Source organism: Natronobacterium texcoconense (assembly GCF_900104065.1).
In the GTDB taxonomy this organism is placed as follows: Archaea; Halobacteriota; Halobacteria; order Halobacteriales; family Natrialbaceae; genus Natronobacterium; species Natronobacterium texcoconense.
The window spans coordinates 37,070-63,157 of the sequence record NZ_FNLC01000006.1 but is presented as its reverse complement, the minus strand read 5'-3'; the positions used below and the strand labels follow the sequence as shown (position 1 = coordinate 63,157).

At 62.3% G+C, this 26,088-nt stretch carries 23 protein-coding genes; 9 read left to right on the top strand and 14 right to left on the bottom strand.

The features are described 5' to 3' along the window. Window positions 1–54: 54 nt before the first annotated feature. Window positions 55–957 (bottom strand): cell division protein CdpA domain-containing protein, encoded by a 903-nt coding sequence (locus tag BLR35_RS18650; protein WP_090385476.1) that lies wholly within the window; start codon window positions 955–957, stop codon window positions 55–57. Between the two features lie 111 nt (window positions 958–1,068). On the opposite strand from BLR35_RS18650, the gene dph2 reads away from it, so the two are divergent. The 6 genes from dph2 (at window position 1,069) to BLR35_RS18620 (ending at window position 7,495) form a co-directional block, all read left to right on the top strand. Beyond that, window positions 1,069–2,118 (top strand): diphthamide biosynthesis enzyme Dph2, encoded by a 1,050-nt coding sequence (gene dph2, locus BLR35_RS18645; RefSeq protein WP_090385474.1) that lies wholly within the window; start codon window positions 1,069–1,071, stop codon window positions 2,116–2,118. A gap of 393 nt (window positions 2,119–2,511) precedes the next feature. Next, window positions 2,512–3,267 (top strand): DUF7344 domain-containing protein, encoded by a 756-nt coding sequence (locus tag BLR35_RS18640; protein ID WP_090385472.1) that lies wholly within the window; start codon window positions 2,512–2,514, stop codon window positions 3,265–3,267. An 87-nt stretch (window positions 3,268–3,354) separates the two neighbouring features. Continuing rightward, window positions 3,355–4,185 carry an MBL fold metallo-hydrolase gene (locus tag BLR35_RS18635; protein WP_090385692.1) on the top strand — a complete coding sequence of 277 codons (831 nt, stop codon included), beginning with the start codon at window positions 3,355–3,357 and terminating at the stop codon, window positions 4,183–4,185. A gap of 53 nt (window positions 4,186–4,238) precedes the next feature. Then, the gene (locus BLR35_RS18630; RefSeq protein ID WP_090385470.1) at window positions 4,239–6,014 is read left to right on the top strand and encodes an AAA family ATPase; all 1,776 of its coding nucleotides are present in this window, start codon (window positions 4,239–4,241) and stop codon (window positions 6,012–6,014) included. A 94-nt stretch (window positions 6,015–6,108) separates the two neighbouring features. Next, on the top strand, window positions 6,109–7,035 hold the full coding sequence (locus tag BLR35_RS18625; RefSeq protein ID WP_090385466.1) for a phosphoribosyltransferase HisG-related protein: 927 nt from the start codon (window positions 6,109–6,111) through the stop codon (window positions 7,033–7,035). 94 nt (window positions 7,036–7,129) lie between these two features. Continuing rightward, window positions 7,130–7,495, top strand: a complete 366-nt coding sequence (locus BLR35_RS18620; protein ID WP_090385463.1) for an ArsR/SmtB family transcription factor — start codon at window positions 7,130–7,132, stop codon at window positions 7,493–7,495. Between the two features lie 288 nt (window positions 7,496–7,783). Here BLR35_RS18620 and BLR35_RS18615 read toward each other — a convergent pair whose 3' ends face one another. From BLR35_RS18615 to BLR35_RS18570, 10 genes are all read right to left on the bottom strand, one after another. Beyond that, window positions 7,784–8,836, bottom strand: a complete 1,053-nt coding sequence (locus BLR35_RS18615; protein WP_090385461.1) for a tyrosine-type recombinase/integrase — start codon at window positions 8,834–8,836, stop codon at window positions 7,784–7,786. Next, window positions 8,826–9,218, bottom strand: coding sequence for a DUF5805 domain-containing protein (locus tag BLR35_RS18610; protein ID WP_090385458.1), 393 nt, complete (start codon window positions 9,216–9,218; stop codon window positions 8,826–8,828). Before BLR35_RS18610 ends, BLR35_RS18615 begins: the two co-directional genes overlap by 11 nt. A gap of 908 nt (window positions 9,219–10,126) precedes the next feature. Next, window positions 10,127–10,597 carry a DUF4395 domain-containing protein gene (locus tag BLR35_RS18605; protein WP_090385456.1) on the bottom strand — a complete coding sequence of 157 codons (471 nt, stop codon included), beginning with the start codon at window positions 10,595–10,597 and terminating at the stop codon, window positions 10,127–10,129. Between the two features lie 63 nt (window positions 10,598–10,660). Then, entirely contained in the window at window positions 10,661–10,894 is a 234-nt protein-coding gene (locus tag BLR35_RS18600; protein WP_090385454.1) for an HVO_2901 family zinc finger protein, read from the bottom strand. A 287-nt stretch (window positions 10,895–11,181) separates the two neighbouring features. Beyond that, window positions 11,182–12,591, bottom strand: coding sequence for a class II fumarate hydratase (locus BLR35_RS18595; RefSeq protein ID WP_090385451.1), 1,410 nt, complete (start codon window positions 12,589–12,591; stop codon window positions 11,182–11,184). Between the two features lie 67 nt (window positions 12,592–12,658). Continuing rightward, window positions 12,659–14,380, bottom strand: a complete 1,722-nt coding sequence (locus tag BLR35_RS18590; RefSeq protein ID WP_090385449.1) for a PH domain-containing protein — start codon at window positions 14,378–14,380, stop codon at window positions 12,659–12,661. Window position 14,381: 1 nt separating this feature from the next. After that, window positions 14,382–14,843: a PH domain-containing protein gene (locus BLR35_RS18585; RefSeq protein ID WP_090385446.1), complete on the bottom strand. Its 462-nt coding sequence runs from the start codon at window positions 14,841–14,843 to the stop codon at window positions 14,382–14,384. A 69-nt stretch (window positions 14,844–14,912) separates the two neighbouring features. Beyond that, window positions 14,913–16,316: a cryptochrome/photolyase family protein gene (locus tag BLR35_RS18580; protein WP_090385442.1), complete on the bottom strand. Its 1,404-nt coding sequence runs from the start codon at window positions 16,314–16,316 to the stop codon at window positions 14,913–14,915. A gap of 58 nt (window positions 16,317–16,374) precedes the next feature. Beyond that, window positions 16,375–17,250 carry a phosphatase PAP2 family protein gene (locus BLR35_RS18575; protein ID WP_090385440.1) on the bottom strand — a complete coding sequence of 292 codons (876 nt, stop codon included), beginning with the start codon at window positions 17,248–17,250 and terminating at the stop codon, window positions 16,375–16,377. A 93-nt stretch (window positions 17,251–17,343) separates the two neighbouring features. Then, window positions 17,344–19,131 carry an ABC transporter substrate-binding protein gene (locus tag BLR35_RS18570; RefSeq protein WP_090385438.1) on the bottom strand — a complete coding sequence of 596 codons (1,788 nt, stop codon included), beginning with the start codon at window positions 19,129–19,131 and terminating at the stop codon, window positions 17,344–17,346. A gap of 344 nt (window positions 19,132–19,475) precedes the next feature. Here BLR35_RS18570 and BLR35_RS18565 point away from each other — a divergent pair, with 344 nt between their 5' ends. The 3 genes from BLR35_RS18565 (at window position 19,476) to BLR35_RS18555 (ending at window position 22,096) form a co-directional block, all read left to right on the top strand. Further along, window positions 19,476–20,633: a tubulin/FtsZ family protein gene (locus BLR35_RS18565; protein WP_090385435.1), complete on the top strand. Its 1,158-nt coding sequence runs from the start codon at window positions 19,476–19,478 to the stop codon at window positions 20,631–20,633. A gap of 104 nt (window positions 20,634–20,737) precedes the next feature. Next, on the top strand, window positions 20,738–21,742 hold the full coding sequence (locus BLR35_RS18560) for a TIGR04024 family LLM class F420-dependent oxidoreductase (RefSeq protein ID WP_090385432.1): 1,005 nt from the start codon (window positions 20,738–20,740) through the stop codon (window positions 21,740–21,742). A 204-nt stretch (window positions 21,743–21,946) separates the two neighbouring features. Continuing rightward, window positions 21,947–22,096, top strand: a complete 150-nt coding sequence (locus BLR35_RS18555) for a hypothetical protein (protein ID WP_342027647.1) — start codon at window positions 21,947–21,949, stop codon at window positions 22,094–22,096. A gap of 3 nt (window positions 22,097–22,099) precedes the next feature. Here BLR35_RS18555 and BLR35_RS18550 read toward each other — a convergent pair whose 3' ends face one another. The 3 genes from BLR35_RS18550 to BLR35_RS18540 form a co-directional block, all read right to left on the bottom strand. Further along, on the bottom strand, window positions 22,100–22,804 hold the full coding sequence (locus BLR35_RS18550) for a 6-hydroxymethylpterin diphosphokinase MptE-like protein (RefSeq protein ID WP_090385427.1): 705 nt from the start codon (window positions 22,802–22,804) through the stop codon (window positions 22,100–22,102). 359 nt (window positions 22,805–23,163) lie between these two features. Next, window positions 23,164–24,357, bottom strand: a complete 1,194-nt coding sequence (gene folP / locus BLR35_RS18545; RefSeq protein ID WP_090385422.1) for a dihydropteroate synthase — start codon at window positions 24,355–24,357, stop codon at window positions 23,164–23,166. A 105-nt stretch (window positions 24,358–24,462) separates the two neighbouring features. Next, entirely contained in the window at window positions 24,463–25,692 is a 1,230-nt protein-coding gene (locus tag BLR35_RS18540; RefSeq protein WP_090385420.1) for a Cdc6/Cdc18 family protein, read from the bottom strand. Window positions 25,693–26,088: the final 396 nt, after the last annotated feature.

Here is a 26,088-nt window from a genome sequence, read left to right as displayed (position 1 = left end):
ATTTCAATCTCGAATTAATGGTAAATATACTATCTCCCTGAAAGTAAGAGAGGATTACTTCTTGCCGACGAATGCCCGGAATCGGTCGACGATCGAGGTAAGTTTCGCTTTCGCGTCGCCCTCGTCGTCTGTCTCCTCCTCTGCCCGCTTCTGTTCGCGGAGTTCTCGCAGCTTTTCGGTCTGTTCGTCGACAGTTGCACTCGAGGTCGTCGTCTTCGATTCACCGCTTTTGAGCCCCTTGAGGCTGTTGACCTGCGCGTCGATCCCGGAAGAACGCGTCGTCGTCGTCCCGGCGCTCGTGTCGACTTCGACGTCGTCGAACTCGTGGTCCGAGAAGCTCAGACGGGTGTTGTCGTTCTTCTCGACGCCGCCCCAGGAGAGTTCGACGTCGGCCATCGCGTCGTCGATGTCCTGTTGAATCTCCTCGTCGGTGTAGGATTCGGTCTCCGTCTCCTCGGTCGCTTCCTCGAGGCGGTCGACGGTCTGGGCCATATCCAGGTAGTGGGCGATCAGCGCCGCGCCGGTCGAGGCGGCGACGCCAGCGAGTCCGATCGCGTACGTTGCGACGATTTCGACGGTGTAGTCATCGCCGTACAGCCAGTCTTCGGGGTAGGCCACGTAGAAGCCGACGACGGCACCGAACGTAATCGCGACGCCGGCGATCGACGTATAGAGCATGCGTCGTTCGGACGGAAGCAACACGACGACGCCGAGAAGCGCCAGCGGCACCGACAGCATCGCGACCATGTACGCCGGTTCGACCCACGCGAAGTACGCCGACGAGCGAGCCTCGAGCGTCGTACTCCAGAGAAAGAGCAGCAGGGCGACGACGGCGAGACCGATGCCGCCCAGGAACAGTCCGAAGCCGACGTAGACGTCGGTCCGATCCTCCGGTTCGCCGATATATTGGCGGTAGAGGTCGAAGAGATACCCGTCTGTGGACTCCTCAGCTGACATTACACCCTCGTTTAGACTCCAGTACTATGACTGTTGGGTCGCCAGTACCAGGATCGAAAATAAGGATCGTGAAGCGTCGGCGTTATACGTCCGTGGCCGTTACCGCGGTTAATGAGTCAGGAGTCGGAGTACACCGAAGGGGATCTTCGGAACACCGGAATGCGTCTCAAACACGATCGCGAGTGGGACTACGAACTCGAGCAGATCATCGAGGCGATCGAGGAACGAGACGCGACCAAGGTCGGACTGCAGTTCCCCGAGGGACTGAAACGGCGCGGTCCCGCCGTCGCCGACGACCTCCGGGAACGCACCAGCGACGACGTCACCTTCATGCTCTCCGGACAGCCCTGTTACGGTGCCTGCGACCTCGACACCTACCTGATGAAACGCACCGACGTCTTCGTCCACTTCGGTCACTCCCCGATGAAGGACACGGACAAGGTGATCTACGTCCCGCTGTTCTCGAACGTCGACGTCCTGCCGATCATGGAGGAAGCCCTGGATACCCTCGAGTCACCCGACGAGACGGCGGACGTCGGGCTCGTGACGACGGCTCAGCATATGAACCGTTACGAGGAAATGCGTGAATTCCTCGAAGAGCAGGGCTACGAGGTCCACAGCCGCCGTGGGGACGACCGACTGACCCACGAGGGGCAGGTCCTGGGCTGTAACTACGCGAGCGCGGACGTCCCCGCGGACCAGGTACTGTACGTCGGCGGCGGGAAGTTCCACCCGCTCGGTCTGGCGATGGAACACCCCGAGAAACACGTCGTCATCGCCGACCCCGTCAACAACGTCGTCACCGCCGCAGACACGGAGAAGTTCATGAAACAGCGCTACGCCTCGGTCCACAAGGCGATGGACGCCAAGAAGTGGGGCGTCATCTTCTGTACCAAGATCGGCCAGGGACGCTGGGAGACCGCCCAGGAGATCCTCGAGGACAACGACGACGCCTACCTCATCACGATGGACGAGGTCACCCCCGATCGGCTGCGGAACTTCGACATGGACGCGTTCGTCAACACCGGCTGTCCGCGGATCACGACCGACGACGGCCCGCAGTTCCACAAGCCGATGCTCACCCCCGGCGAGTACGAGATCGCCGTCGGCAACAAACCGCTCGACGAACTCTCCTTCGACACCTTCCACGGAACCTGGTAGTCGGTCGAACTCGACCGACTGCAGTCTCGAGTCGGGACCGAATCGCCGCTGGCCGTCCCGACCGCGTTCAGTTCTGGGCGTCGTTCTCGACTGGTCCGGCGTCGATGGGGTCCTCTGGCGGACCGTCGTCGCGTTCGCTCTCTATAGTAACAACTGCAACTATTTACACACTGATCGCACAGTTGTCGTGCGATCAGGTGTGCATTGACTTGCAGCGGCTACTATATCTGCTCCTCGTCTGCGACGTACCGGTCGGTCCTCGATTCGTTCTCTTTTTCATCGATTCGTGAATCACAGGTTCTGGAGAATTTCAGCGGCAGAGGCGTAATACTCCACTTCTTCCAAACTAGTTTGGAGCAGTTCTTTTGCCCGAACAGGACGGACCAGTAGTCGATGACTAACTCACCTGCCGACGGCCGACCGACCGACTCTCGAGCGGACGTCTTTCGAGCACTGGCAGACGAGAGCCGACGGGAGGTTCTCCGACTCGCGTACGAGCGATCGCCGGACGGAATCGGGAAAAACGACCTTGCACTCGAGGTCGCTGCAGTAACGAACGACAAACCGGTCGACGCGGTCAGCGACGACGACCACGACCGTGCGTTGATCGACTGCACACATCGATTACTGCCGGCACTGCGCGACGCTGACCTCGTCACGGTGGACGACGGCACCGTCACGACGACCGACCACTGGGCGTACGACGACCCGGAGATCGTGGAGATCGTCTCCGGTCGAACCGACGCCTCGAGCGACGAACTCGACGCAGCGTTTCACGCGCTTGCGGAACCACGCCGACTGGCCGCCCTCTCCGCGCTCAGCGACGCTAATCGTCCACTGACGACCGCGGAACTCGCTCGCGCCGTCGCCGCTCGTGAGGCCGCGACGACCGAACGCGACGTAACCCAGGATCGGATCGACCGCGTCCACACGTCGCTCGTCCACGGGCACCTGTCGACGCTCTCCGACGTCGGACTCCTCGAGTACGAGGCGGACTCGGATCGAGTGTCGACCAGCGAGGAACGGATCGTCTGTACTACCTGGATCGACGGGAACGAAGACGACGACGCGAAACCACGCGTCTACGGCGTCGACGTTCGAACGGCCGACGATTGCGAGACACTCATCTCGGTCGGTCAGTCGGTGTAGCGTCGTTTTCTCGGCTGTCATCGACCGTGGTTGGCGTTCGAAATCGAGACAACAACACTTACCCAGTCGGTTCACGACCTCTCGAGTATGCAAAGCGACTGGGGAGACTGGCTCGTTCGCGACGTCGAGGAGGCGACGCCCGACGGCGTCGCCGTCTGGTATCTCGGCTGCAACGGCTTCGTTCTCAAGGGCTCCGGCGGAACGACGCTCTTCATCGACCCCTACCTCGGACTCGGCGACCCGCCACGGACGGTCCGGATGATCCCGGTGCCGTTCGACCCCGACGACGTCGCCGAGGCCGACGCCGTGCTCGCGACCCACGAACACACCGACCACGTCCACGGGCCGAGCCAGGCACCGATCCTCGAGAACACGGACGCGACGTTTTACGCACCCGACGATAGTCTGACCGTCGCACGGGAAGAGGAGAACTGGACCGAGGAGTGGGACGTCTCCGAGGACCAGTTGTCGGAGATTGCGGAGGGCGACACTTTCGATATCGGTGAGTTCACGATCCACGTCGAGGAGGCCCACGACCCCGACGCGACCCATCCGGTGAGCTACGTGATCGAACACGACGCGGGCACCTTCTTCCACGGCGGCGATACGAAGCCCAGCGACGCGTTCGATCGGATCGGCGAAGAGTACGACATCGACCTCGGCGTGCTCGCGTTCGGCACCGTCGGGCAGATTCCCGACAAAGAAACCCGCGAACCCAAACGGACGCGGTGGTACAACGACGAGAACCAGATCGTCGAGGCCGCATCGAGCCTCCAGTTCGACCGCCTCCTGCCAAGCCACTGGGACATGTGGAAAGGACTGACCGCCGATCCGACCGTCCTTCATCACCACGCCGCGAGTTTCGACCACCCGGAACGGCTCGAGGTCGTCGAGATCGGTGACCGAACTGATATATAATTCGTCACAATTCCCCGCACCATTTATAGTAATGGTACGGTAACGTTAGTCTCATGAGTAGCATCGCCGACGCGGACGACGTGATCGAAGTCAGCGCCGACGGGCTAAACGTCAGAAAGACGTTTACGGCGGAGGAGTTCCCCGTTCCTGCGATCCGCTTCGAGATCGAATCCCAGCGCGACAGTACGGTCGAATTTAGACTCTCCGAAGATATCCCCGACTCGTTCCCGATGGACAAGATCGGGTTCCACCCCGAATACCACAGCGACGACTGGACGGCCTTCCAGGACAACCACGTCGAGTTCACGCACACGCTCGAGGCGGGCGAACGGCTCGTGACGGTGTACGGCATCCGGATCGACGACGAAGGCGCCGCCGCGGACTTCATGACGGAGCCGACGATCGTCGAGGTGAACCCGGACGAACAGCGGTCGACCAGCGACGAGGTCGACGACGCGGTCATCGACAGCATCGTCTCCGGCGAGAGCGACCGTGCCGTCAAAGAGATGATCTCCGGTGGCTCCGAGTCCGTCCCCGGGCTGAAAGACAGCGAGACTGGCGAGAGCGTCGTCGGCGAATCGGACGACACCTCCACTTCCGACACACCCCCCGCTGCGGACGACGAACCGGCAGCAGCCGACGCCAGCGACGACCCTGCTCCCGACACGGAGGCGGAAGGCGGTCTGGACCTCGACCTCGAGGACGTCGACGCCGAACCGGTCGACTCGCCCGACGACGAGGACGACGAGGAAGACGCGCCCGATATCGACCTCGGGTTCGACGAGGAGGAAGCGACCGACGACGAACCGGACCACGAGGACGGTATCGAACTGACGGCAGAGCCGGAAGCGGACGTCCAGTCCGAGGACGCCACCGTGAACACCGACTCGGAACTCGCTGAATCGGAGCCAGCGGAACCGGAAACGGAGGATGCACCGGCAGTCGACGAGACCCCCGAATCTGCGACCGACGCCATCTCCGAAACCGAGCCAGCGGCCGACGAGACGTCGACCGGCAACGACCCGGCCGGCGACGCGTCTCCCACTGGCGACGTTACCGTCGACCCGGCTGCCGTCGCCGACGAACTGACCGATCGCTCCGTCGCGGAACGGCTCGCCGAGGAGATTCGAAACGACGAAGTCGACGACGACGACCTCGAGACCCTCCAGTCCGAACTCGAGATCGAACGCGAGAGTGACGACGAGGACGCCGGCGAGCCGACGCCGGCCGACCTCGCGAAACTCGACCACCTCCAGTCCCGCGTCGAGGAAGTCGCCGCCTACACCGGTGCACTCGAGGAGTTCATCAGCGAGAACGGCACCGCAAGCGACATCCTCGACGAGTTCCGCGAGGACCTGGCCTCGCTGGAGGACGACCTCGAGTCGATGACTGAACAGGTCGACGAAACGGAGGAGCGACTCGACGACACCGAGAACGAAATCGAGACGCTCACCGACTGGACGACCGATATCGAAGACGACGTCGACGAGATCGGCGATCGGACCGACGACGTCGAGGACGACCTCGAGTCGGTGACCGACGAGGTCGACGACCTGGCAGACCGGACCGCAGAAGTCGAAGACGGCCTCGAGGATGTCGAGGACGTGGCAGGCGACGTCGAATCGCTCGAGGACGACGTCGAAGACGTCGAAAGCGGGCTCGAGGACGTCCGCGAGGAGGTCGACGACGTCACAGACGTCACGGACGAACTCGAGGCACTCGAAAGCGACGTCGAGGAGATCGAATCCGAACTCGAGGACGTCCGCGAGGACGTGACGGACCTCCGGGAGTGGCGCGACCAGCTCGGCTCGATGTTCTCCGGCGACTGAATCGGCTTTTCTCTCGGCCGACGTAATTCGCGGCCGTATTCGTGTGGAAACACAACTCGTTTATCCGTCCGCAGTCGAGACCCGGTCGATATCGATGGGCGAGACGATTCCGATCGCAGTTCCGCGCAAAGGGCGACCGCTCGAGTCGGTACTGGACCGGCTCGCACGTCGACTCGACGCGCCAGAGCTTGCAGACGACGTCACCTCGACGCTTCGTCACGAGAAGGCACGAACGAAAGGAAACCTCGAGGAGCCAGCCGAGGACGTCTACCATCGTCTCGCCGAGTACAGCGACGTCGACGATCCGACAGAACCCGAGTACACGCTCGTCCGGGACACGCGCGCCGGCCACCCACGACGGATCGTCTTCGACAGCGTCACGATCCCGCTCGAGGACGTCGCGGGTGTTCCCGACGATACACGGATTCGGCTGGTCGGCCGCGAGGAGCCGTTTCGGGCGCTGCGAACCCACGAGTTCGCGCTCGGGTTCGATAGCGCCGACCTGATCCTGGAGGAGGTCGTCGAACTCCGTCCCGAGCCGATCGACAGGATTGCGGATATGAACGCTCGGATCGATCCAGCCGACACCGACGTTCGCGTCGTGACCGGACTCGGAGATACAGTCTATCACACACTGATGGCTACGCCCGAGGTTGCGCCAGCAAACGAGTCGATCGACCGTGACTTCCTCGAGGGGTACGAGGGGCCGCTGTGTATCGAACCGCGATACGAACGACTGGTCCGTGCCGTCCTCGGAACGCGAACGTTAGACGACGTCGAGTTCTCCTATCCCGAAGACGGCCGCGAGGAGGAAGCCGCCATCGCCGACGCCGGACTCGGCGTCTACCTCACCGTCACCGGCTCGACCGCCCGCGAACACGGCCTGCTGCTGGGCGAACAGCTATTCCCGAGTGAGACCGTGCTGCTCGAGAGCGCGCCGGAGGTTACGGAATCGGTCGCCGCGGTTCGGTCGCTGTTGAACGGAGCGGATCTCGAGACGGAACTGGCCGTCGACGGCTGAATTTTTACTGACACCGTCTACAATCAACGTTTCTGTTGTCGTAGTGTCTTAATCGGGGTTAAGTTCAGGAAGTTTCGTGGTGAAACGTGTGCATATGACCGATCGCGGGATTTCCCACGACGACCGGACGAAAGCACGGGAACGCGTCGAATCGGAACTGCTCGCGGGAGCACTCGACCTCGACCGAGAGGCCAACCGACTGTCGGTGATGGGTGAACCCACGCGGTTTACCATCCTCTATCTGCTCGCCGAGGAGGGACAGATTCGAAGCGGTGAACTCGCCGACTTGCTGGATCGACGCCAGAACGACCTGTACCACCACCTCGACGAACTCGAGAACGCCGGACTCGTTGGCAAGTTCCGCGACAGCGGGAGCCGCGTGTACGAACTGTCACCGCTCGCGGAAGGGTTCGTCCCCCAAATTTTTGACGCGGTCGGGTCGCGTGACGAGGCAGTCTAGGTATCGTCGCGTTCTCGAACGAGACCGGGGATCGAGGAAGCACGACAGGTCGGTCGATCCGAACGGACTGACCGACCAGTTCTTTTGCAGGACGGGAAAATACAGGTACTGCCCCGTTCGCGGGCCGATTTCTGAATCTGGATTGTGACTGGAGAAAACCCGTCGATAGAACCACCATAGCTATAGCGATATACAGTTTACAAGGTGGCGGTCGAGCACGAGTAATACGCACTGAGAGCAGAATAGAAGCTCCAGAGGGGGCGAAATGAGCGAATTCGATCGATACTACTACTCGGTCACCGAGTAGATACACTCGAGATACGTATCCCGAACCCGGTCGCCCCAGTTGTGCGTGTAGGTGTCGATCACATCGCTCGCGACGTCTCCGCGGAGATACTGGACGATACCGCGGTCACCGGTTCGATCCCGGAGGTGCGTCGTGAAGAAGTGCCGGAAGTAGTGGGGCGTGACGTTCTCGGTCGTACCGCCGCCAGTTCGGTACCATCCCCGCTCTCGAGCGTGTTTCTTGACGATGTAGCGGACGTCCGACGGCTCGAGGCGCTGTCCCCACGACTCGCCGGTGTCGAGAAACAGAGGTTGGGCCGGAGAGACCGCGTCCGGCCGGATCGCGAGCCACTCGATCAGTGCCCACTGGAGTTCGTCATCGACGGGAACCACCGTGTCGCGCTTTCGCTTGTTCGAGGCGGTCCGTACCTCGTCGTTGACGCTCTTCCCGCGGGCAGGCTCCGAGGAGACGAAGATCGAATCCGGCCGCCGATCCAGGTGGACGCGTGGCTCCCACTCGAGGTCGATTTCGGGCGTCTCGAGGTGTAGATCCTCCAGATCGAGGTTGCAGAGTTCGCCGACACGCATCCCCGTCTTCAGCAGTGTGACGACGATGGCCCGCTCGAGGGGATGGGAGATTGAGTCGACGAACGACTGCATCTCGGGAACGGAGACGTCCCGTCGAGTCGGATCGGTGTCGATCGATTCGGACATCTCCTCCATGACGAGCGCCATCGGGTTGTGTTCGAAGACGCCGACGCGGTTCATGTAGTCGTAAAAGCGGTTGAGGTAGGAGGCGTAGGTGGCGATCGTACTCGGTTCGAACTCCCCCCGCAGGGAGTGAATCCAGGCCATACACTCCCGGCGGTCGGCGTCACGGGGACCCTCGACGCCGTCGAATCGCTCTCGAAGGAACGCCTCGAACTCGTGGAGCACCCGGTCGTAGGCCTCGAGGGTGCGTTCGCTCTTGCCGTGATACCGCTGGTCGTCGAGGAAGTACTCGATCGGATCCTCTACCTCCTCCGGAACCTGGGTGCCGCGTGGATCAGTCGCCATCGTTATCACCGACAGTGGTGTATCCGCCGTGGCGTCCGCTGTACCTGATCTCGTTTCGCGCCTGGAGTTCCTCGAGTGCGTCGTCCAGTCGCGACTCGATGTCGTCGCTGACTGCCTCGAGGAGTTCGTCCCAGTCGTACGTGTCATTCTGTAGCAATTTCAGGACACGTGTTTCGAGGCCGTTACCCCCAGGGTCTGGGTCCGGAGAAGTGGGTTCCTCACGACCCGATTCGAACCCCGCGCGCCCCGCCTGGACCATCGTCCGGACGAACTCGCTTTGACTCATGTCGAGGTCGTCGGCGTGGGACTGCCACTCCTCTTTCTGGTAGGCAGGGACGTAGGTCTTGACCGTCTTCCTGGAGGTGTCCGCAGCGTCGCTCATACGTGACCGATCAAACGCCGTGACCTTCAATCTTCCCGTTATTCGGGCTAAGTGAGTTTATCTCTTTTTGTAGACCGAATTTCCTCTCAAAAGTAGCACCACCAGTACGTATTTTCTATATGAGGAGACCACATTCTGGGATTTCATTATCAGATATGTGGCCCCACAATTCGAGATATAGATTTGGGTAGGATTCGTCTTCACAGTGGCCACAGTCGCCGGGAAAGTTTCCGATGGAGGACTCGAGTGATCGGAGTTGTCGACAGTCGCGATACTAAGGACTGCAACGATTCACACACTGATCGCACGACAACTGTGCGATCAGGTGTGAACTGACTTACAGTGGCTACTATAGTGAACGAGTATTGAACTCGGCCCCAGCTCGGCAAACAGAGCTACCTACAATGTCGCAGTGATCGGTACGAGTCGTATCGAACACTGGGAGTTCCTGGCGTTCGCAGATCAAGAGGTTGGAGGCCAGCCGTCGGCGTTCCTAGTGTGGCTGTCGTCTCGGTCCAGTGCTACGGATCTCCGAAAGTCATCGTCGGGCCGTCAGTGGCCGCAGTTATCGGTTGCTGCAGGTCCTTCAGTGCGTCTCAGCGGCCGACTGTCGCCGATTTCGTCGGCAGAGGAGTGGTTGCCTGCATAGTGGCATCGGCCGTTTCGAGGCGATCTGCAACGATCGAAGCGCAGGGAGGAGTACGGATCGAACGTCGCCAACTGTCGAGACGGTCGTCGAAGAAGCGTCTCGAGACGATTATCCGAAAGTCACCGAAACTACATTCGCGAAATCGGGCTCGAGAAGCCCTATATGCCGCACTCTTCGAATTTCAGTCGCTGCCACGCCCGTTTTGAACCCGGTTTGTAAATTCTATATCGCTATATCGATGGTAGCCTCGAGTTGCCGGTCACAGCACGTCTCGAGACTGCAGGAACGACACCTGCCGGTACATCCGACAGCCAAGGCAGAATCCAGTCGTCGCCGAGAGCGCCGCGAGTAACCCGACCAGTGCAGCTAGAGCGAATCCGGCAGTTGGGGAACCCAGGAGCAAGAAAAGCGTCGCAGCGCCGGAGCCGACCGCACCCAGGACCTTCGCGAAGCGATGTGGTGCCGCAGCCTCGAGTTCGTCGGGCCGACCGACCACGCGAACCACGACGTGTTGCCAGAGCAACCGATATGCGTCGAGTCGCCAGCCGGAGACGACCGCGAGCCCGAGAATCAGGGCCACTACGTAGACGAACGCCGACTCGGTGAGTGCGACCCCGGCGAGCAGCAACGTCGCCGTAATCGCCTGTCCGAACCTGGCTGCTCGAGGATCGGTCAGTTCGTTGTTCGAGCGGGCCCTACTCGAGGACCCAGATCCCTGATTTACGTTCACATGTGACGTAGTAACTCGAGAGAGAAGAACACGTTGCCAGTCGGATACAGAGAACGTCGAGAGTTAGTGAGTCGCAGTTCGTACGTCTTCTACCTGATACAGGTCTTCCTGGAGTCCTTCGCCGTCGCAGTCCTCGCTTGGACACTCGTAGTGCCACCCGTCCTGGGTCGCGTCGGCCTCCTGGAACCGGTCGCCACATTCCTGACAGAAGAGCTGGCCCTTCTTGCAGGTGTCCCGGTGTAACTCGAGGGCGAGCTCAGTCTGGAAGGACTGGTTGCAGTTACGACAAGTGTGCATATTTCGTCTGACGCGAGCATCCACCAAAACTGCTTGGATTCGTTTATTACGTTGAATTCGGCAGTGATTAGGGCCCTATGCGCTGGTTTACGTCGAATGTGCTCGGAATAAAGAGTTACAGAATACGCTGTTTACTATGACTCAAGTACATTGTCGGCTGTCAAGAACAGCCGTCGTGGGGGTTCAGGAACACACAGACCCGAGCTAAACCGAATCCGACAGTTACTGAGCGAAACGAATCGAAAACAGCGACAGCGACTCGAGACGTCAGACTGGCTCGTAGCCGTTCAGTCGTCCTGACCGAGAATACCGCGTTCGGTCATCGCGGCGGGGTCGAGCACTTCGTCGGCCTCCTCCTCGTCGAGGTAGCCTTTCTCGAGGACGACTTCTCGAACCGTCTTGTCCTCCTTGAGCGCGGTCTTCGCGACCTCACTGGCCTTGTCGTAGCCGATGTGGACGTTCAGCGAAGTCGCCATCGCCATCGATTGCTCGACGCGATCACGACAGTACTCCTCGTTTGCCTCGAGCGGATCGACGAACCGCTCGGCGAAGACCTGACTCGAGTTCGAGATCAGTTCCGCGGACTCGAGGAAGTTGTGGGCCAGCACGGGCTTGTAGAGGTTGAGGTCGATCTGACCCTCGGCAGCGCCGGCCGACACTGCGGCGTCGTTGCCGACGACCTGCTTGTGGACCTGGTTGACGGCCTCGGCGACGACCGGGTTGATCTTGCCGGGCATGATCGAAGATCCGGGCTGGTTCTCCGGCTGTTCGAGTTCGCCCAGACCATTGCGGGGCCCGGAAGCGAGCAGGCGCAGGTCGTTGGCGATCTTATTGAGCGATCCAGCGACGACGCGAAGGGCACCGTGGGCCTCGCTCATGGCGTCGTGGGCGGCCTGTGCCTCGAAGTGGTTGTCGGCCTCGCGGAACTGGACGCCGGTCTCTTTGGTGATGTACTCCGCGGCGCGGCCGGGGAACTCGGGGTGGGTGTTCAGCCCCGTTCCCGTCGCGGTGCCACCGAGTGCGAGTTCGGCGAGGTGGTCTCGTACCTTGTCGACGCGGTCGAGTCCCTTCTGGATCTGCGTGCGGTAGCCGCCGAACTCCTGGCCGAGCGTGACCGGCGTCGCGTCCTGAAGGTGCGTGCGGCCGGTCTTGACGACGTCGTCGAACTCCTCTTCCTTGCGCTCGAGCGACTCACGAAGCGTATCGAGTGCCGGGATGACGTCTTTCTCGACGGCCTCGAGGGAGGCGACGTGCATCGCGGTCGGGATGACGTCGTTGCTCGACTGGCCGTAGTTGACGTGGTCGTTCGGGTGGACGACGCGGTCGCCGATCTCCGCGCCCATGATCTCGGCGGCACGGTTGGCGATGACCTCGTTTGCGTTCATGTTCGAGGAGGTGCCGGAGCCGGTCTGGAAGACGTCGACCGGGAACTGGTCGTCGTGTTCGCCGGCGATGACCTCGTCTGCGGCTTCGACGATCGCCTCTGCGACGTCGTCCTCGATCAGGTCCAGATCGCGGTTTGCCTGTGCAGCACCTTTCTTGACGACGCCGAGTGCGCGGACGAACCGTCGGCCAAACGAGATTCCGGAGATGGGGAAGTTCTGGATCGCACGCTGGGTCTGGGCGCCCCAGTAGGCGTCCGCCGGAACCTCCATTTCGCCGAGGCTGTCCTCTTCGATTCGGTATTCGTCTCCCATACGCGGAGCGTCGCGGGCGGAGGGGTAAAATCCACCGAAACCGCGGACGTGGCCGGACTGTACGCGTTCAGGTAAAGTCGACGGAGAGGCCGACGTCGTCGGCGGCCGCCCGTTCTTGCAGCGCCGTCTGGAGGCGCTTGCGGCTGGTTCGGTGAACGTCTCGTGCGTCCTCGAGATCGATATCGTAGATCGTCGTCGGCGACCAGAAGAACGTGCGGGAACTGGCCGTATCGACGACCAGCGACGCGATACCGAGTCGCCGCTGGAAGATCGACCGCCGCGTCGAGACCGTCTGGATTCGGTAGTAGGGAATCACCGTCGTCCGTCGCCGCCAGAAGCCACCGCGGATCACGAGGTGGTCCTCGCCGACGTAGTAGCCCAGGTTGACGTATCGGAGGTGGGCTGCCGGCGGCACTGCCAGAAAGACGACCGCGACGAAGTACCAGCCCTCGAACGCCGTCGTGTAGGCGGCGCCGAACGCGACTGCGACGAACGCGGCCGCAAGCAGCGAGTACCGGACCAGATATCGCCGGCGGGCGATCGGTGGTGGACTCTCGAACTTCGGCGTCTCGACGCCGGTGAGGTTCTCCGCGAACGTGTAGACCCGTCGATGCTGGGCCAGCGGCACTGCAGACTGGCTCCCGCCGTTGCTCTCGGGGCCGTAGCCGGCAGTTTCGACCCAGAGTCCGGCATACTCGATCAGGCGCTGAATCGGGTTGTCGGTGACCGTAATCGACTGTACCTTCTCAGAGGGGATCGAGCCGCTGTAGCGCTGGAGCAGTCCGCGCTCGTAGACGAAGTCCTCGCCGACCCGCCCGAGCCGGAAGTCGTAGTACGTCGCGAACGTGTACGCGACGCTGAGCAGGTAGGTGACGAGAATACTGATGATCGCCGAGACGATCGACAGGATGCCGTAACTTCCCGTATCGCCGGTCTCGAGGTCGGCCGGTCCGCCGAACGGCTGGGCAGCGGTGACGAAGAACTCGAGGATCTGGTCAGTCGCGAGAAAGAAGATAAACAGGACTGCAGCGACGGCCGCAGGTCGGAACGAGGTGAACGAATAGAGCAGCAGTTCCCTGGCCTCGAGGTCGAACAGCCGCTGTTTCCGGGGATGGGTCGTCGGGTCCGATCCGACGGCTGGCTCCCGGTCAGCCGCGGGTTCGTGATCGTCGACGTCGTCTGGGTCCGGGGGGACGCGAGTCGCGTCGTCGACGGTTTCCCGATCGGTTTCGACCGGTTCGGCGTACTCGTCGTGTTCGCCCTCGACGTCGGTCGGGGCGTCGGCCTGCGCGTCGGCGTCGGCGGCCGCACGACGGTCGCGTTTCCGTTCCTGTCGTCGCCCCTTCGCCTCGGCAGTGCGTCGTCGGATCTCGCTTTGAAGACGGTTCGCCTCGTCTTCGCTGACGAAGTTCAGCGTCGCTTCGGTGTTGCCCCCACCTGCGGTCTCGATCGAGACGGTCGCGAGACCGAGCAGACGCTGAAAGACGCTCTGTCTGATGTCGACGTTCTGGATCCGACCGTACGGGATCTCACGAGAGCGACGGGCGAAGACCCCCGAAGAGACGTCGGCAGTATCGGACGTTATCTCGTAGCCAAAGCGGTAGTAGTAGGCGACACCGTACGCCGCGCCGAGAAGGAATCCGATGGGTGCGGCAATGGGGAACCAGGCGGCACTCACCGGATCGAAGACGCCAGCCAGCACGACGACGAGAAAGACCGGAATCCAGAGCCAGATGAACCCGTACTGGAGGCCGTACGTGAGCGCGCTGAGTGGATGGAGCCGGTTCATATTAGACTGCGTCGTCGGCCTCGCTCTCGACGGCGAGGTCCCGTAGCGTGTCCTGGAGTTCCCGTGCCCTGTCGGGGGTCAGCCCCGGGATCCGTACGTCCGCGTTCCGCGATCCCGCGGTGTAGACGACCACGCTCGAGAGACCGAGCGCACGCTCGATCGGGCCGAACTGTGTGTCGACGTGCTGGACGCGAACGAACGGCACTGCTGTCTCGACGAACGTGACGACGCCGCGCTCGAGATACAGCGCGTCCGACTGGAGTTCGAACCGCCAGATCTGGTAGAGGCGAATCGCGTACGCGGTTCCCGCGAGGAGGACGACCGCGACGATTCCACCGAGGACGGCCGTCGGGACCGTGACGATCCACTGATCGACGGCCGCGAGCACGACGCCCAGGATGGCCGCCAGGATCACCCCCTGTGCAATCCAGAGATAGCGAATGCGAGTGTTGAGCGCTTCCATGTACGTATCCTATCAGTATAGCAGGATAAAGCTGCGGGTACGCCCTCGGGCGACGAGTATTGGGTCGACTCAATCGTCTCCCCGTGCGCGTTCGAAAGTTTCTATCGCACGCTCTCGGCGTTCGTCGTGGTCGACGATCGGCGCCGGATAGTCGGGCGCGACCGACTCCCGGCGCTCGGCCGAGAGCGTCGGCCAGTCGTGAATGTCGTCGGTGGTCGCGCCCTCGAGTTCGGGGACGTACCGACGAACGTACTCGCCGTCCGGATCGTACTCTCGACATTGTTTCGTCGGGTTGAACACCCGGAAGTACGGCTGGGCGTCCATCCCCGTCGAGGAGGACCACTGCCAGCCGCCGACGTCGTTTGCGGTTTCGTGGTCGGCGAGTTTTCGCCGATACCAGTCGTACCCCTTCCGCCAGTCGACCAGCAGATCCTTCGTCAGGAACGCGGCCGCGATCATCCGGACGCGATTGTGAACCCACCCCTCCTCGAGAAGCTGGCGCATCCCGGCGTCGACGATCGGATACCCCGTCTCGCCGGCTTTCCAGGCGGCGAGTTCACCGGGGTCGTTTCGCCACTCGATTTCGCTCTCGTAGCCGCTGAAGTTCTCCGTGACGATTTCGGGGTTGAACGAAAGCACGTGTGCGTAGAACTCGCGGAACGCAAGCTGTCGCTGGAACGCGGTCACGCCGTCGCGTGCCGTGCTCGTCTCGGCGCGTTCGGCTGCACGTTCGGTCGCCGCGTACACCTCCCGCGGTCCGATCGTCCCCCACTTGTAGTGGACCGAGAGTCGCGAGGTTGCGCCGGCCGCAGGAACATCCCGGTTCTCGTCGTAGCGGTAGATCGGTCCCGAACAGAACGACGTAACGCGTTCGCGTGCCGCCTCTTGCGTGACAGTCAGCGGCGTCGCGTCGGGAGTGTCGAACCCGAGGTCGGCAGCCGAGGGAAGGGGCTCGCCCGTGACGTCGGCGAGGTCGTTCTCGGCTGGGGGCTCGAGCGGTGCTTGCTTCTCGCGGTCGCGCCACTTCTTCCAGAAGTACGAGAACACGGAGTAGTACTCGCCCTGGTTTGGGGTGATCGAGCCGGGTTCGTGGAGGACGGCGTCGTGGGTCGTCTCCGGCGTGATTCCCTCGTCCTCGAGTGCCGCAGTAACGGCCCTGTCTCGTTCCTGGGCGAGGCCGCTGTAGTCTTCGTTCCAGGTGACGGCGTCGACGTCGTATTCGGCGGCGATCCGGGGGAGAACGTCGCTCGGGTCGCCGCGTGCGATCAGCAGGTCGCTTCCGCGGTCGCGGTACCACGACCGGAGTGACTCGAGGGCCTCGAGCAGGCACGCGACCCGGATTGGCGAGGCGTGCTCGAGGACGACCGGATCGAAGACGAACAGGGGAACGACTGGCTCGTCGGCTGCCACAGCGCGGGCGAGTCCACAGTTGTCCCGCACCCGCAGGTCCCGTCGGTGCCAGTGGACGATCATACGTGAACTGTGGACTCGAGGATCGAAAGTACCCGGTTACCGGCACGTCACTCGAGTGTCACTCCCCGCCGGGCTGACCCTCGCGTCCGAGGCGGGAGTCGACGTAGTCGCGAACGCCGCGGAGGATGCCTGCGACGGTGTAGTTGCGACCGATATAGACGCTGACGAGAGCCAGCGCGGTACCGGCAACGACGTCGGAGAACCAGTGGATTCCCAGGTACATCGTCGAGAGCAAGACGCTGAGCGCGAGGATACCGGCGATCGGAACCCACGCCGGATACTTGTCGCGGGTGAGCCAGGCGAGGAGGAAAACGGTCACCGACAGCGACGTGTGCAGGGAGGGGAAGACGTTGGTCGGCTGGTTCACCTGATAGGTGAGAAACCCTGCCTGTGGAAAGGCGTCGTACAGCAGTGGCTCGAATAAATCCGGCGCGATGTTTCGTGGCCCGACAGCGATGAAGAAGACGTAAAACACCAGTCCGATCCCGTAGTTGGCCGTAAACGAGAGGATCAGGGTCGACAGCTCCTCCATCTCCTCGAGGGAGAAGTACGCGACGAAGGGAAACAAAAGCAGGAACGCGTAGCCGTAGATGTAGATGAACACGAAAAACGACGTCAGTTCGGGCGACTGGAACGACTGCAGGACGGCGACGGGATTCTCGGGGAAGACCACGCGCTCGAGTTCGAACAGGTACGGCGTGATGTTGTAGCCGACGACCCGGCGCTCCAGTCGGATCGCAACGTCGACCGTCCCCCATCGAAGTAACAAGACGACGGCGAGTGCCGCAAGCGGGAGCAGGCACATCTGGAGTCGCCATCGAACGTCCGTCAGCGCCGCCGCTAACCGTCGCGGACCGACCACGACCAGCGCCGTGGTCACGAGCATCGTCGTCACCACGACTGCGAGTTCGAGAACGACAGTGGCGAGAGCCATCCCTTCTCGTGTGCTCTACGAACTAAACGGCATTAATATCGATTGGTTGCTCGATCCCGACGAGCCGTCACTACTCGAGGTAGCGGGAACCATTCAACCGAGCAACGAGCCGTCCTCGTACCGATAGCCGGCGTCCTGGAACAGTGACCGGACGAGTTCGACGTCGAGTTCGCCGTCGGAGCCAGGGAACTCGAGTATCGGAATATCGGCGTCGACGTCGAACTCGCTTTCGGAGAGACCGACGAGCGATCCTGGCGACGTCGCAGCGTCGGCGAACCCGTCGAAGACGTCGGAGACGACGTGACTGCGATCGATCAGCCGCGAGAGGATCACCCGGAACCGCGGGTTTCCGAGTTCCGAGTGATGGTGGTTGTAGCCGATCAGGTAAAACGAGTCCGTCGGAGTGCTAATCGCCGACACCTCGTCGTGGCCGGTTATCGCGTCCGCGTTCCCCGGGGGAACGTTGTCTCCGGTCACGTCGATGTCACCCTCGAGAAGCGAGTCGAGCATCGAACCGACGTTCGGATTGATCTGGAACCGGATCCCCGAAAACTGTGAGAAATCCTCGATGACGTCGGGCCGATCGGCGTCCTCGTCCCGGAACACGTGGTCGGAGAACGGCTCGAGGACGATTTCGTCCATTCCGACCGTCTCGAGTTCGAAGAGGCCGGAGCCGACCGGGTTCTCGTTGTCGCTCGTCAGCACTTCGGTCCGGTGGTCGGCGACCACGTTAGTACGAGGCCCCCAGACGTGTTCCGGCAGCACAGGCAGCGAAAATACCCGCTCGGCGACCGGTCGAACCGTCTCACCGAACGAAAGTCGAACCGTCCGAGAGTCCAGGACGTCGACCGTTTCGATGACCGTCTGTCGGCTCCGGTATCGGGGTGCTGGGAGCCCGTCTTCGATCTCGCCCATCGACGTATCCTGAAGCAATCGCATCGTGAACACCACGTCGTTCGCGTCGAGGCTCTCGCCGTCGTGCCACTCGAGTCCTTCGCGGAGCGTGACTTCGGCCCGGAGCTGGTCCGACGAGTCGTCCCAGGCGATTTCCTCGGCAAGCCACGGGACGTAGGTAGAGTCGCGTTCGTCCGTATCCTCGTCCTCCGGGAGCAGACGCTCGTCTACTCGCCGGGCGAGCGGATCGTACAGCAGTCCGAGCAACCCGTCGATCCCGTCGTAATCGACGGAAATCGGGTTCAGCCGTTCGGCCATTCCCTCGCCGAAGACGCCGACCTCGAGTGGCCCTTCCCTGGGTCCTTCATCCAGTTGGCGGCTCATGAGATCGAGGTACTCGATCGAGCAGCGTGGCGGACGGTCGACGTCGAGCGCGTCGCGTCGGCCACCGATTCGAGTGGGGAACGCGACGGTCGTGTAGGGAGCGGTCTCACCGAGATACTCGATCAGTTCCGCGACGACCTCGCGTCGGTCGTCGCCGGTCGTCAGTCGTTGTTGTTCGAGGAGGTCGTCGGCAGTCAGATCCGAGAAGCGAAACGGGTTCTGCCAGCCGAGTTCGCTGACGAAATCCGAGTGGAGCAGTTCCCGTAACCCATCGTAGTCATCCAGTCCCGGGTGCCGGAGGACGAACACGTCGTAATCACCCTCGAGGAGGACGTCACGATAGATGTCGGGTTTGGGGACGGGTTCGTGAGTGACGGCGATTCCGGCCTCCCGGAAGTTCTCGCGGAGGCGACTCATGATAGTGGCAGCGGCGACGTCGTCGTCCGCTGGCACCGTCTTGATGGTAAGCGACACCTGATCGGGGCCGACGTTCTCCGCCCGCGACCAGAACCGCTCCGAACAGCCAGCGAGGGAACTCACAGTGACGGCGCTGACACTCGCGAGGAGCCCTCGCCGCGTCGTCGCCGGTGCGACCTCTTCCATGTCCGTGGGGGTATGCCACCACGAAGTATAGGACTTACTCTCGAAGCGACAACTTCGGCCAGACGACCGGTCGACGGCGTGGGCCGACCAGTACCTCCAAAATATTATATTTCACGACGGTCAGATAAGTATGATTCTCGGTAGGCCACGACTATAACGAGTAAGAGAATGTCACGAATAGATGAACGTCTTTTCTTCCTCTATACGAAGGCCATAACAATGGCCGATACCGGGTTGGTTCGAGTCGTGGCACCCGCTCCCCCACTCCCGGACGTGAACGCCGAGCTATCTCGGGCACGAACGACGCTATCGCGTACGGGAAAGAGCGGCCACGAGAGACAACCATGAAACTCGCACTTATCGGCTTCGGACAGGCAGGCGGGAAGGTCGTCGACGAGTTCCTGGCGTACGACGCATCGATCGACGGCGGGTTCGTCGAGACGGCTATCGCCGTCAACTCCGCGACGACGGACCTCCACGGACTCGAGCACGTTCCCCAGCAGAACCGCGTTCTCATCGGACAGGCACGCGTGAAAGGACACGGCGTCGGCGCCGACAACGAACTCGGCGCGACCGTGACCGAAGAGGACATCGACGAGATCCAGGGCGCGATCGACCGGGTTCCCGTCCACGAGATCGACGCGTTCCTCATCGTCGCCGGTATGGGCGGCGGCACGGGAAGCGGCGGCGCGCCGGTCCTCGCGAAACACCTCAAGCGAATCTACACCGAACCCGTCTACGGGCTCGGCATCCTCCCCGGAACGGACGAGGGCGGAATCTACACCCTCAACGCGGCCCGTTCGTTCCAGACGTTCGTCCACGAGGTCGACAACCTGCTCGTGTTCGACAACGACGTCTGGCGTAGCGCCGGCGAGTCAGTCGAGGACGGCTACGACCGGATCAACCGCGAGATCGTCGAACGGTTCGGCCTCCTCTTCGCCGCCGGCGAGGTCGACGAGGACGACGATGTCGCAGAGAGCGTCGTCGACTCCTCCGAGATCATAAACACCCTGGAAGGCGGCGTCTCGACGATCGGGTACGCTCGCGAGACGGTCGACTCGAGCGGTGGGCTCCTCTCGTCGTTGCGCGACGAAGAGGGGTTCGACGAGGGCGAGGCGACCAACCGGATGACCAGCCTCGTCCGCAAGGCGACGCTGGGCCGACTGACGCTTCCCTGTGACGTTTCGAGTGCGGATCGCGGGCTGGTCGTCGCCACCGGGCCCGCAGAGCACCTGAACCGCAAGGGCGTCGAACGCGGACGCCAGTGGCTCGAGGACGAAACCGGCAGCATGGAGATCCGCGGCGGTGACTACCCGCTGTCGGATCGTAACGAGGTCGGTGCGATCGTCCTCCTGTCGGGCGTGACCGACGTGCCACGCGTCGACCAGCTCCAGCAGGTCGCGATCGAAGCCCAGGAGACCGCCGAGACGGTCCAGGCGAACTCCCAGGACGAGTTCGCGTCGCTGATGGACACCGGCGGCGAGCTAGACGCCCTGTTCTGATCGTCGCCGGTCGTATCGATCGTCGATCTCAAGCGGATACCGGTTCGGCGAACGTCGTTTTCGCGGGGGAACTTTAATAGAGTTGACTGTGTCTTTTCGAGGGGATGACCGACAGAAGTCTTCACCTACCGGTCGCAGCACAGCCCAGCATCGAGTCGATCGTCGACTTCGCCAAACGCGGGGAAGAGCGCGGGTACGAGTACGCCTGGCTCCCCGAGACGTGGGGCCGGGACGCGCCGACCGTGCTCACGGAAATCGCACGCGAGACGGAGACGATCGGCCTCGGACCGAGCATCGTCAACGTCTACTCCCGATCGCCGGCACTGATCGGCCAGACCGCGGCGACGTTGCAGGAAGTCTCCGACGGACGGTTCCGGCTTGGGGTCGCACCGAGCGGCCCTGCCGTCATCGAGGGCTGGCACGGCGTCGACTTCGACCGACCGCTGCGTCGCACCCGCGAGTACGTCGACATCATCCGGGAAGTGCTGTCCGGCGAGACCGTCAACTACGACGGCGATATCTTCTCGCTGTCGGGCTTCCGACTTCGCTGTGATCCGCCCGAAGAACCCGTCCTCATCGACGCCGCCGGGATGGGGCCGAAGTCGGTCGAACTCGCCGGCCGCTTCGCCGACGGCTGGCACGCGATCGTCTTCACCCCCGAGGGTCTCGAGGAACGACTCGAGGACCTCCAGCGTGGGATCGAACTCGGTGACCGCGACCCCGACGACGTTCGCGTCACGTTCTCGCTGACGGCCTGTGCGCTCGAGGACGGTGAACGCGCGCGCGAGCTGGCCCGCGAACACATGGCCTTCTACGTCGGCGCGATGGGAACCTACTACCGCGAGTCGCTGTCCCGCCAGGGATACGAGGAGGAAGCTCACGAGATCGCCGCAGCGTGGGCAAGCGGCGACCGCGAAGAGGCGCTCGACTGCATCTCCGACGAATTGCTCGACGCGACGAGCGCGGCCGGGACGCCCGAACGCGCCCGCGAGGAACTCCAGAAGTTCGCGGAAATCGACGGCGTCGACGACATCGCCGTCGGCTTCCCGCGCGGTGCCACGACCGAGGAGATCGAGACGACGATCGACGCGCTGGCACCCGAAAACTGAAACGATCCACCGACGGTTTACCGGCGTAGCCACAGGATAGTTCGCGATTGGGCCGTCGATGACTGACGGGAGTCCATACGGGTCGACTCGAGACACCAACGAATTCCTGACTTTCCGGTTAACGAGAGTATAACGAACTGTGATATACGATTCGGGTACTCTATGGTCAGCCAGAAGCAATCGAAGCGCGCAACGACGTCGACGATGCGAAAAGCCGTCAAGCGGGTTCTCTTCCGGGGTGACGACGTGACCACCATCGAGGAGTGCCGGCGGTGTGGAAAGTCGATCGAATCCCACCACGTCGACTGTCCGTCCTGTGGCTGTGCCGATATCGTCGAGTACCGGATTCAGTAGCCGTTACTCCTCGGTGAGTGGGAGTGGCTCTATCTCGAGTCCGTCGCGTCGCCCGTCCAGCACGTCGAACCGCTCTCCTCGTCGCCTCTCTAGCCAGTAGAGGAGTCGTTCGGCCCATTCGAGTTTGCGCGCTTTCGTTTCCGTGACGGCGGGGTCGTCGACGTCCCAGCCGACGAACTCGAGTCGGGAAGCGCCGAGGTGGTCGGCGAGAAAGGCCGCCCGGTCGCCGTCGGTGAAGCCACCGAAGTTCCTGACGTGGTCTCGTGGGGCTGCCTGCGTCGTCGGAAGGACGTACTCGTCCGAACAGTCGGGGACGATCGATCGAATCGCATCGACGTTATCGCCGTGTGCGTGGACCGCGACCGGAATCCCTCGCTCGGTCAGTCGACGGACAGTCTCCGGGTTCTTGTCGAGGTCGGTGACCATGCAGTCGACGGCCACGTCGTTTGCGCCGAGAACGTCGGCTGCCGTCGACGCCGCGAATACGGTATCGGCACGGCGTGCCCGCTCGAGTGCCGAGTCGTCCTCGAGCGACGGCCCAGCGCCGGCGACGGCGACAGTGCTGTTGTCGACCGATGGTAGCGTCTCGAGGTCGAACGGATCGGTCAGCGACGCGAGGACGTCTCGTGCCCGTTCGTCGCCGGTTCGGTCGTAGCCGAAGTCCGCGAGAATTTCCTCGTAGACCGGCTCCCAGTCGTCGAACTCCATCAGTGGTGGTTTGCAGTCGAACTACTCGAGACTGACGGTTGGGTGGCAGGTTGTACTCTGGCGGTTAGGTGGCAGGTCGTACTCTGGCGAGTCAGCGATTGTTCTTGCTGTGGCGGGTGGGCGATAGTTCGGACGCTGGTGAGTTAGCTGTAGTTCGTACACTGGCGAATTCGCTGTAGTTCGAACCCGACAGCTATCCGGTAGTTCAGCGGACAGTAACCAGTCAAGCGTCGCCACTGGGCGAGTAATGTCCCAATAATTCTGTGTTGTGGGCCGGGGGTCGCCTCCGAAGTACCCCTACCCGGGAGGCCGCCCGGCGTCCACTCCCCTGTTTCGAAGCATCCGCCATAAGCTTTCTCTTACTGTAGTATATTCTCTATTTCCTCGAGTGGAGTGCTGTCAGTGCCGTTTTCGACTTTTAAAAACGTCGAAATGTCTGAAAACGCCGACGGTGTCCCGGCCAGTAAGACGCCATTACCGGGGGTGGGGTACGTCGAGACGTTCGCGTCGGCGGCAGCCTCGGTCAGGCGGGTTCGCTCGTCGACGGCAAGACCCTCGATTTCGACCAGCTGGGACCCCCAGCGGTCGACCTCGTCGGGATCGACGTCTCGCTCTTCGAGGTGTCGACGAAGTTCACGGTCGGACTGGGCCTCCAACCGAGAGATAGTGACGCCATCGCTCGTAACGGTCGCTCGATCGGCGAACGCGTCACCGATCAGGGCGGCGTCGCGGGTCTCAGCGACGTCGTGGGTTCGGACGACGTCCGCACCACGTTCGACGGCCATCGAGGTGGCTGCCAGACTGACCGGCAGTCGCTCCTCGGTATCGCGGCCGGCGATATCTCCGAGGAAGTTCTTCCGATTGATCGAAACCAACATCGGCTGACCGAGCGCACGGAACTCCCGGAGCCTGCGGAACGTCTCCCGATCGTCCTCGAGCGTCTGGGCCTCGCTCCAGCCACCGAAGGCGGGGTCGACGATCGTCTTGTCGGTAAGTCCGTTCTGTTTGAGCGCCTCGTAGACCTGATCGACGTAATCGGCTTCCGCTGCCCAGTCCGCCGACTTGCGTCGCTTCCAGTCGGTCTCCTCGACCGCGCCCGGCCGCTCGAGGTCAGGCGGACTCGCCATCTTCGCGACGGCGACGTCGTACTCCTCACAGACGGCCGGTAGCTTCGGGTCGGCGAACCCACAGATGTCGTTGACCATGTCGAACCCCTGCGAGAGCGCCTCGTCCGCGACGGAAGCGTAGCGGGTCTCGATCGAGAAGACGGCGTCGCCGGAAACGCTCTCGATCGTCTCGAGGGCGACGTGGAGTCGCTCGAGTTCCTCCTCAGCCGAGAGGACCTCGAAGCGTTTGTTCGCCGACTCGAGGCCGATATCGACGATGTCCGCACCCTGGTCGATGAGTTGTTCGTCGACGTACTGGGCTGCTTCGCCCGGATCGTCGTAGACGCTCGGATCGTACGGGGACTCCTCGCTGACGTTCAACACGCCCATGATACGGGGCGGGTGGCCGTCGCCGATCTCCAGCCCCGCGGCGTCGACGGTGTTCATACCTCGAGTGAGGAAGGGAGACTGAAATGAGACGCGGTTCCGGCGAACCAGTAGAACGAATTTCGAGGGTGCTCAGTTGTCGTCCTCGAGCGCCGTCAGTTTGTATCAGTCGTCGTCCTCGAGCACCGCGAGCCTGGCGTCTCGCAGGAGCACCTTCTTGACGATCGAGGGGTTCTCGAGCAGTCGATGTTTGGCGTGTGCGCCGCGACCGCGTCCGCGTCCCTCGCGTTCGGACTGGATCACGTTGAGGAAGTTCTGTTCCTGGAGGATCTCCTGGACCCGGCGCTCGGAGAGCACGTCGAAGTCGAGCTGTCGGGCGATCTCCTTGTACTGGTTGTAGATGATCTTCGTCGGGAACTCCTTCTGGGTGCTGTTCTCGGTGAGGATCGTCAGGGCGTAGAGGATGGCTTTGGCCTGCTGGGGCGATCCCTCGATGAGTTCGTTAAACCGGTCGGCCTCGGTCTTCTCTTTGGCGTCACGGACGTGATCGGCGGTGACCGCGTCGTCGTTTTGCTTCTTTGCGATACGGCCTGCGTTTCGAAGGATGTCGATCGCTTTGCGCGCGTCGCCGTGTTCCTGGGCCGCGAGTGCCGCAGTAAGCGGAATCACGTCGTCCGAGAGGACGCCGTCGTGGAACGCGTCGCGTCGTTTCTCGAGGATTTCGACGAGCTGGTTCGCGTCGTACGGCGGGAAGACGAGTTCGTCCCGCGAGAGACTGGACTTGACCCGCTCCGAGAGGTGATCCGGGAAGTCGATCTTGTTCGAGATGCCGATGATGCCGATGCTCGAGTCCGAGATGCGCCGGTTCTCGCCCGCACGCGAGAGCTTTCTGAGGACCTCGTCGTCCTCGAGCATGTCGATCTCGTCGAGAATGACGATGGTGACGTCGGTACAGCCGTCGACGGCCTGCCAGAGCCGTTTGTAGTAGTCGCCGGTTCCCAGACCACGATCAGGGACGGTGATGCCGCTCTCGTCCGGTTCGTTGACGATCTGAGCGATGGTCTTGATGATCGATGCTTCCGTGTTTTGCTCTCCACAGTCGATGAAGGCGTATTTCACGGTGACGCCGTCGTGTTCGGCCTCCGAAATCACTCGCTGAGTGACCGACCGCGAAATCAGCGATTTGCCGGTTCCGGTCTTGCCGAAGATGAACAGGTGGTTGGGCTCGCTCCCGAAAATAGCCGGATTCAGGGCGTCCGCGACCCGTTGCATCTGCTCGTCACGACCGACGATCCGGTCCGGCCCGGGCAGGTGCGTGATCTCGAGCAGTCGCTCGTCGGCGAAAACCGGATCGTCGTACTGGAAGAGGGGATCACGATCGTCGTTCGCGGACATTGCAGTACCGAGAGCCTACCAACCGGACTGAAATAAAAGTATAGGGATCGGTCGCGGATGTAAATCCGTCGATTTGGCGGTCGAAATGCCGGAATTTGACTAGGCTAGGAGAGAGTGTCTGGAACGGCCCATATCGCGCTTCTAATCGGGGACGCGTATGGATCGCTTACTCGCCGTTCGACACCGACACCCCCTTCGCGTATGTAAGTGTCGAAAACGGGCCCGAGAGAGGATAGAAGCGAGGTTCGGTCCGAGGTCCGAAGCGGAAAAAACTCTCGAAATGAAATTTTCGGCCGCTGGGACGTGACGCGTCCGTTGGTGATCGAAGTGGTTTTCTCGAGAATCCGGACGACACCCACACCACCGTCGCGGATGTAACGCCGAAACGGTGGGTGG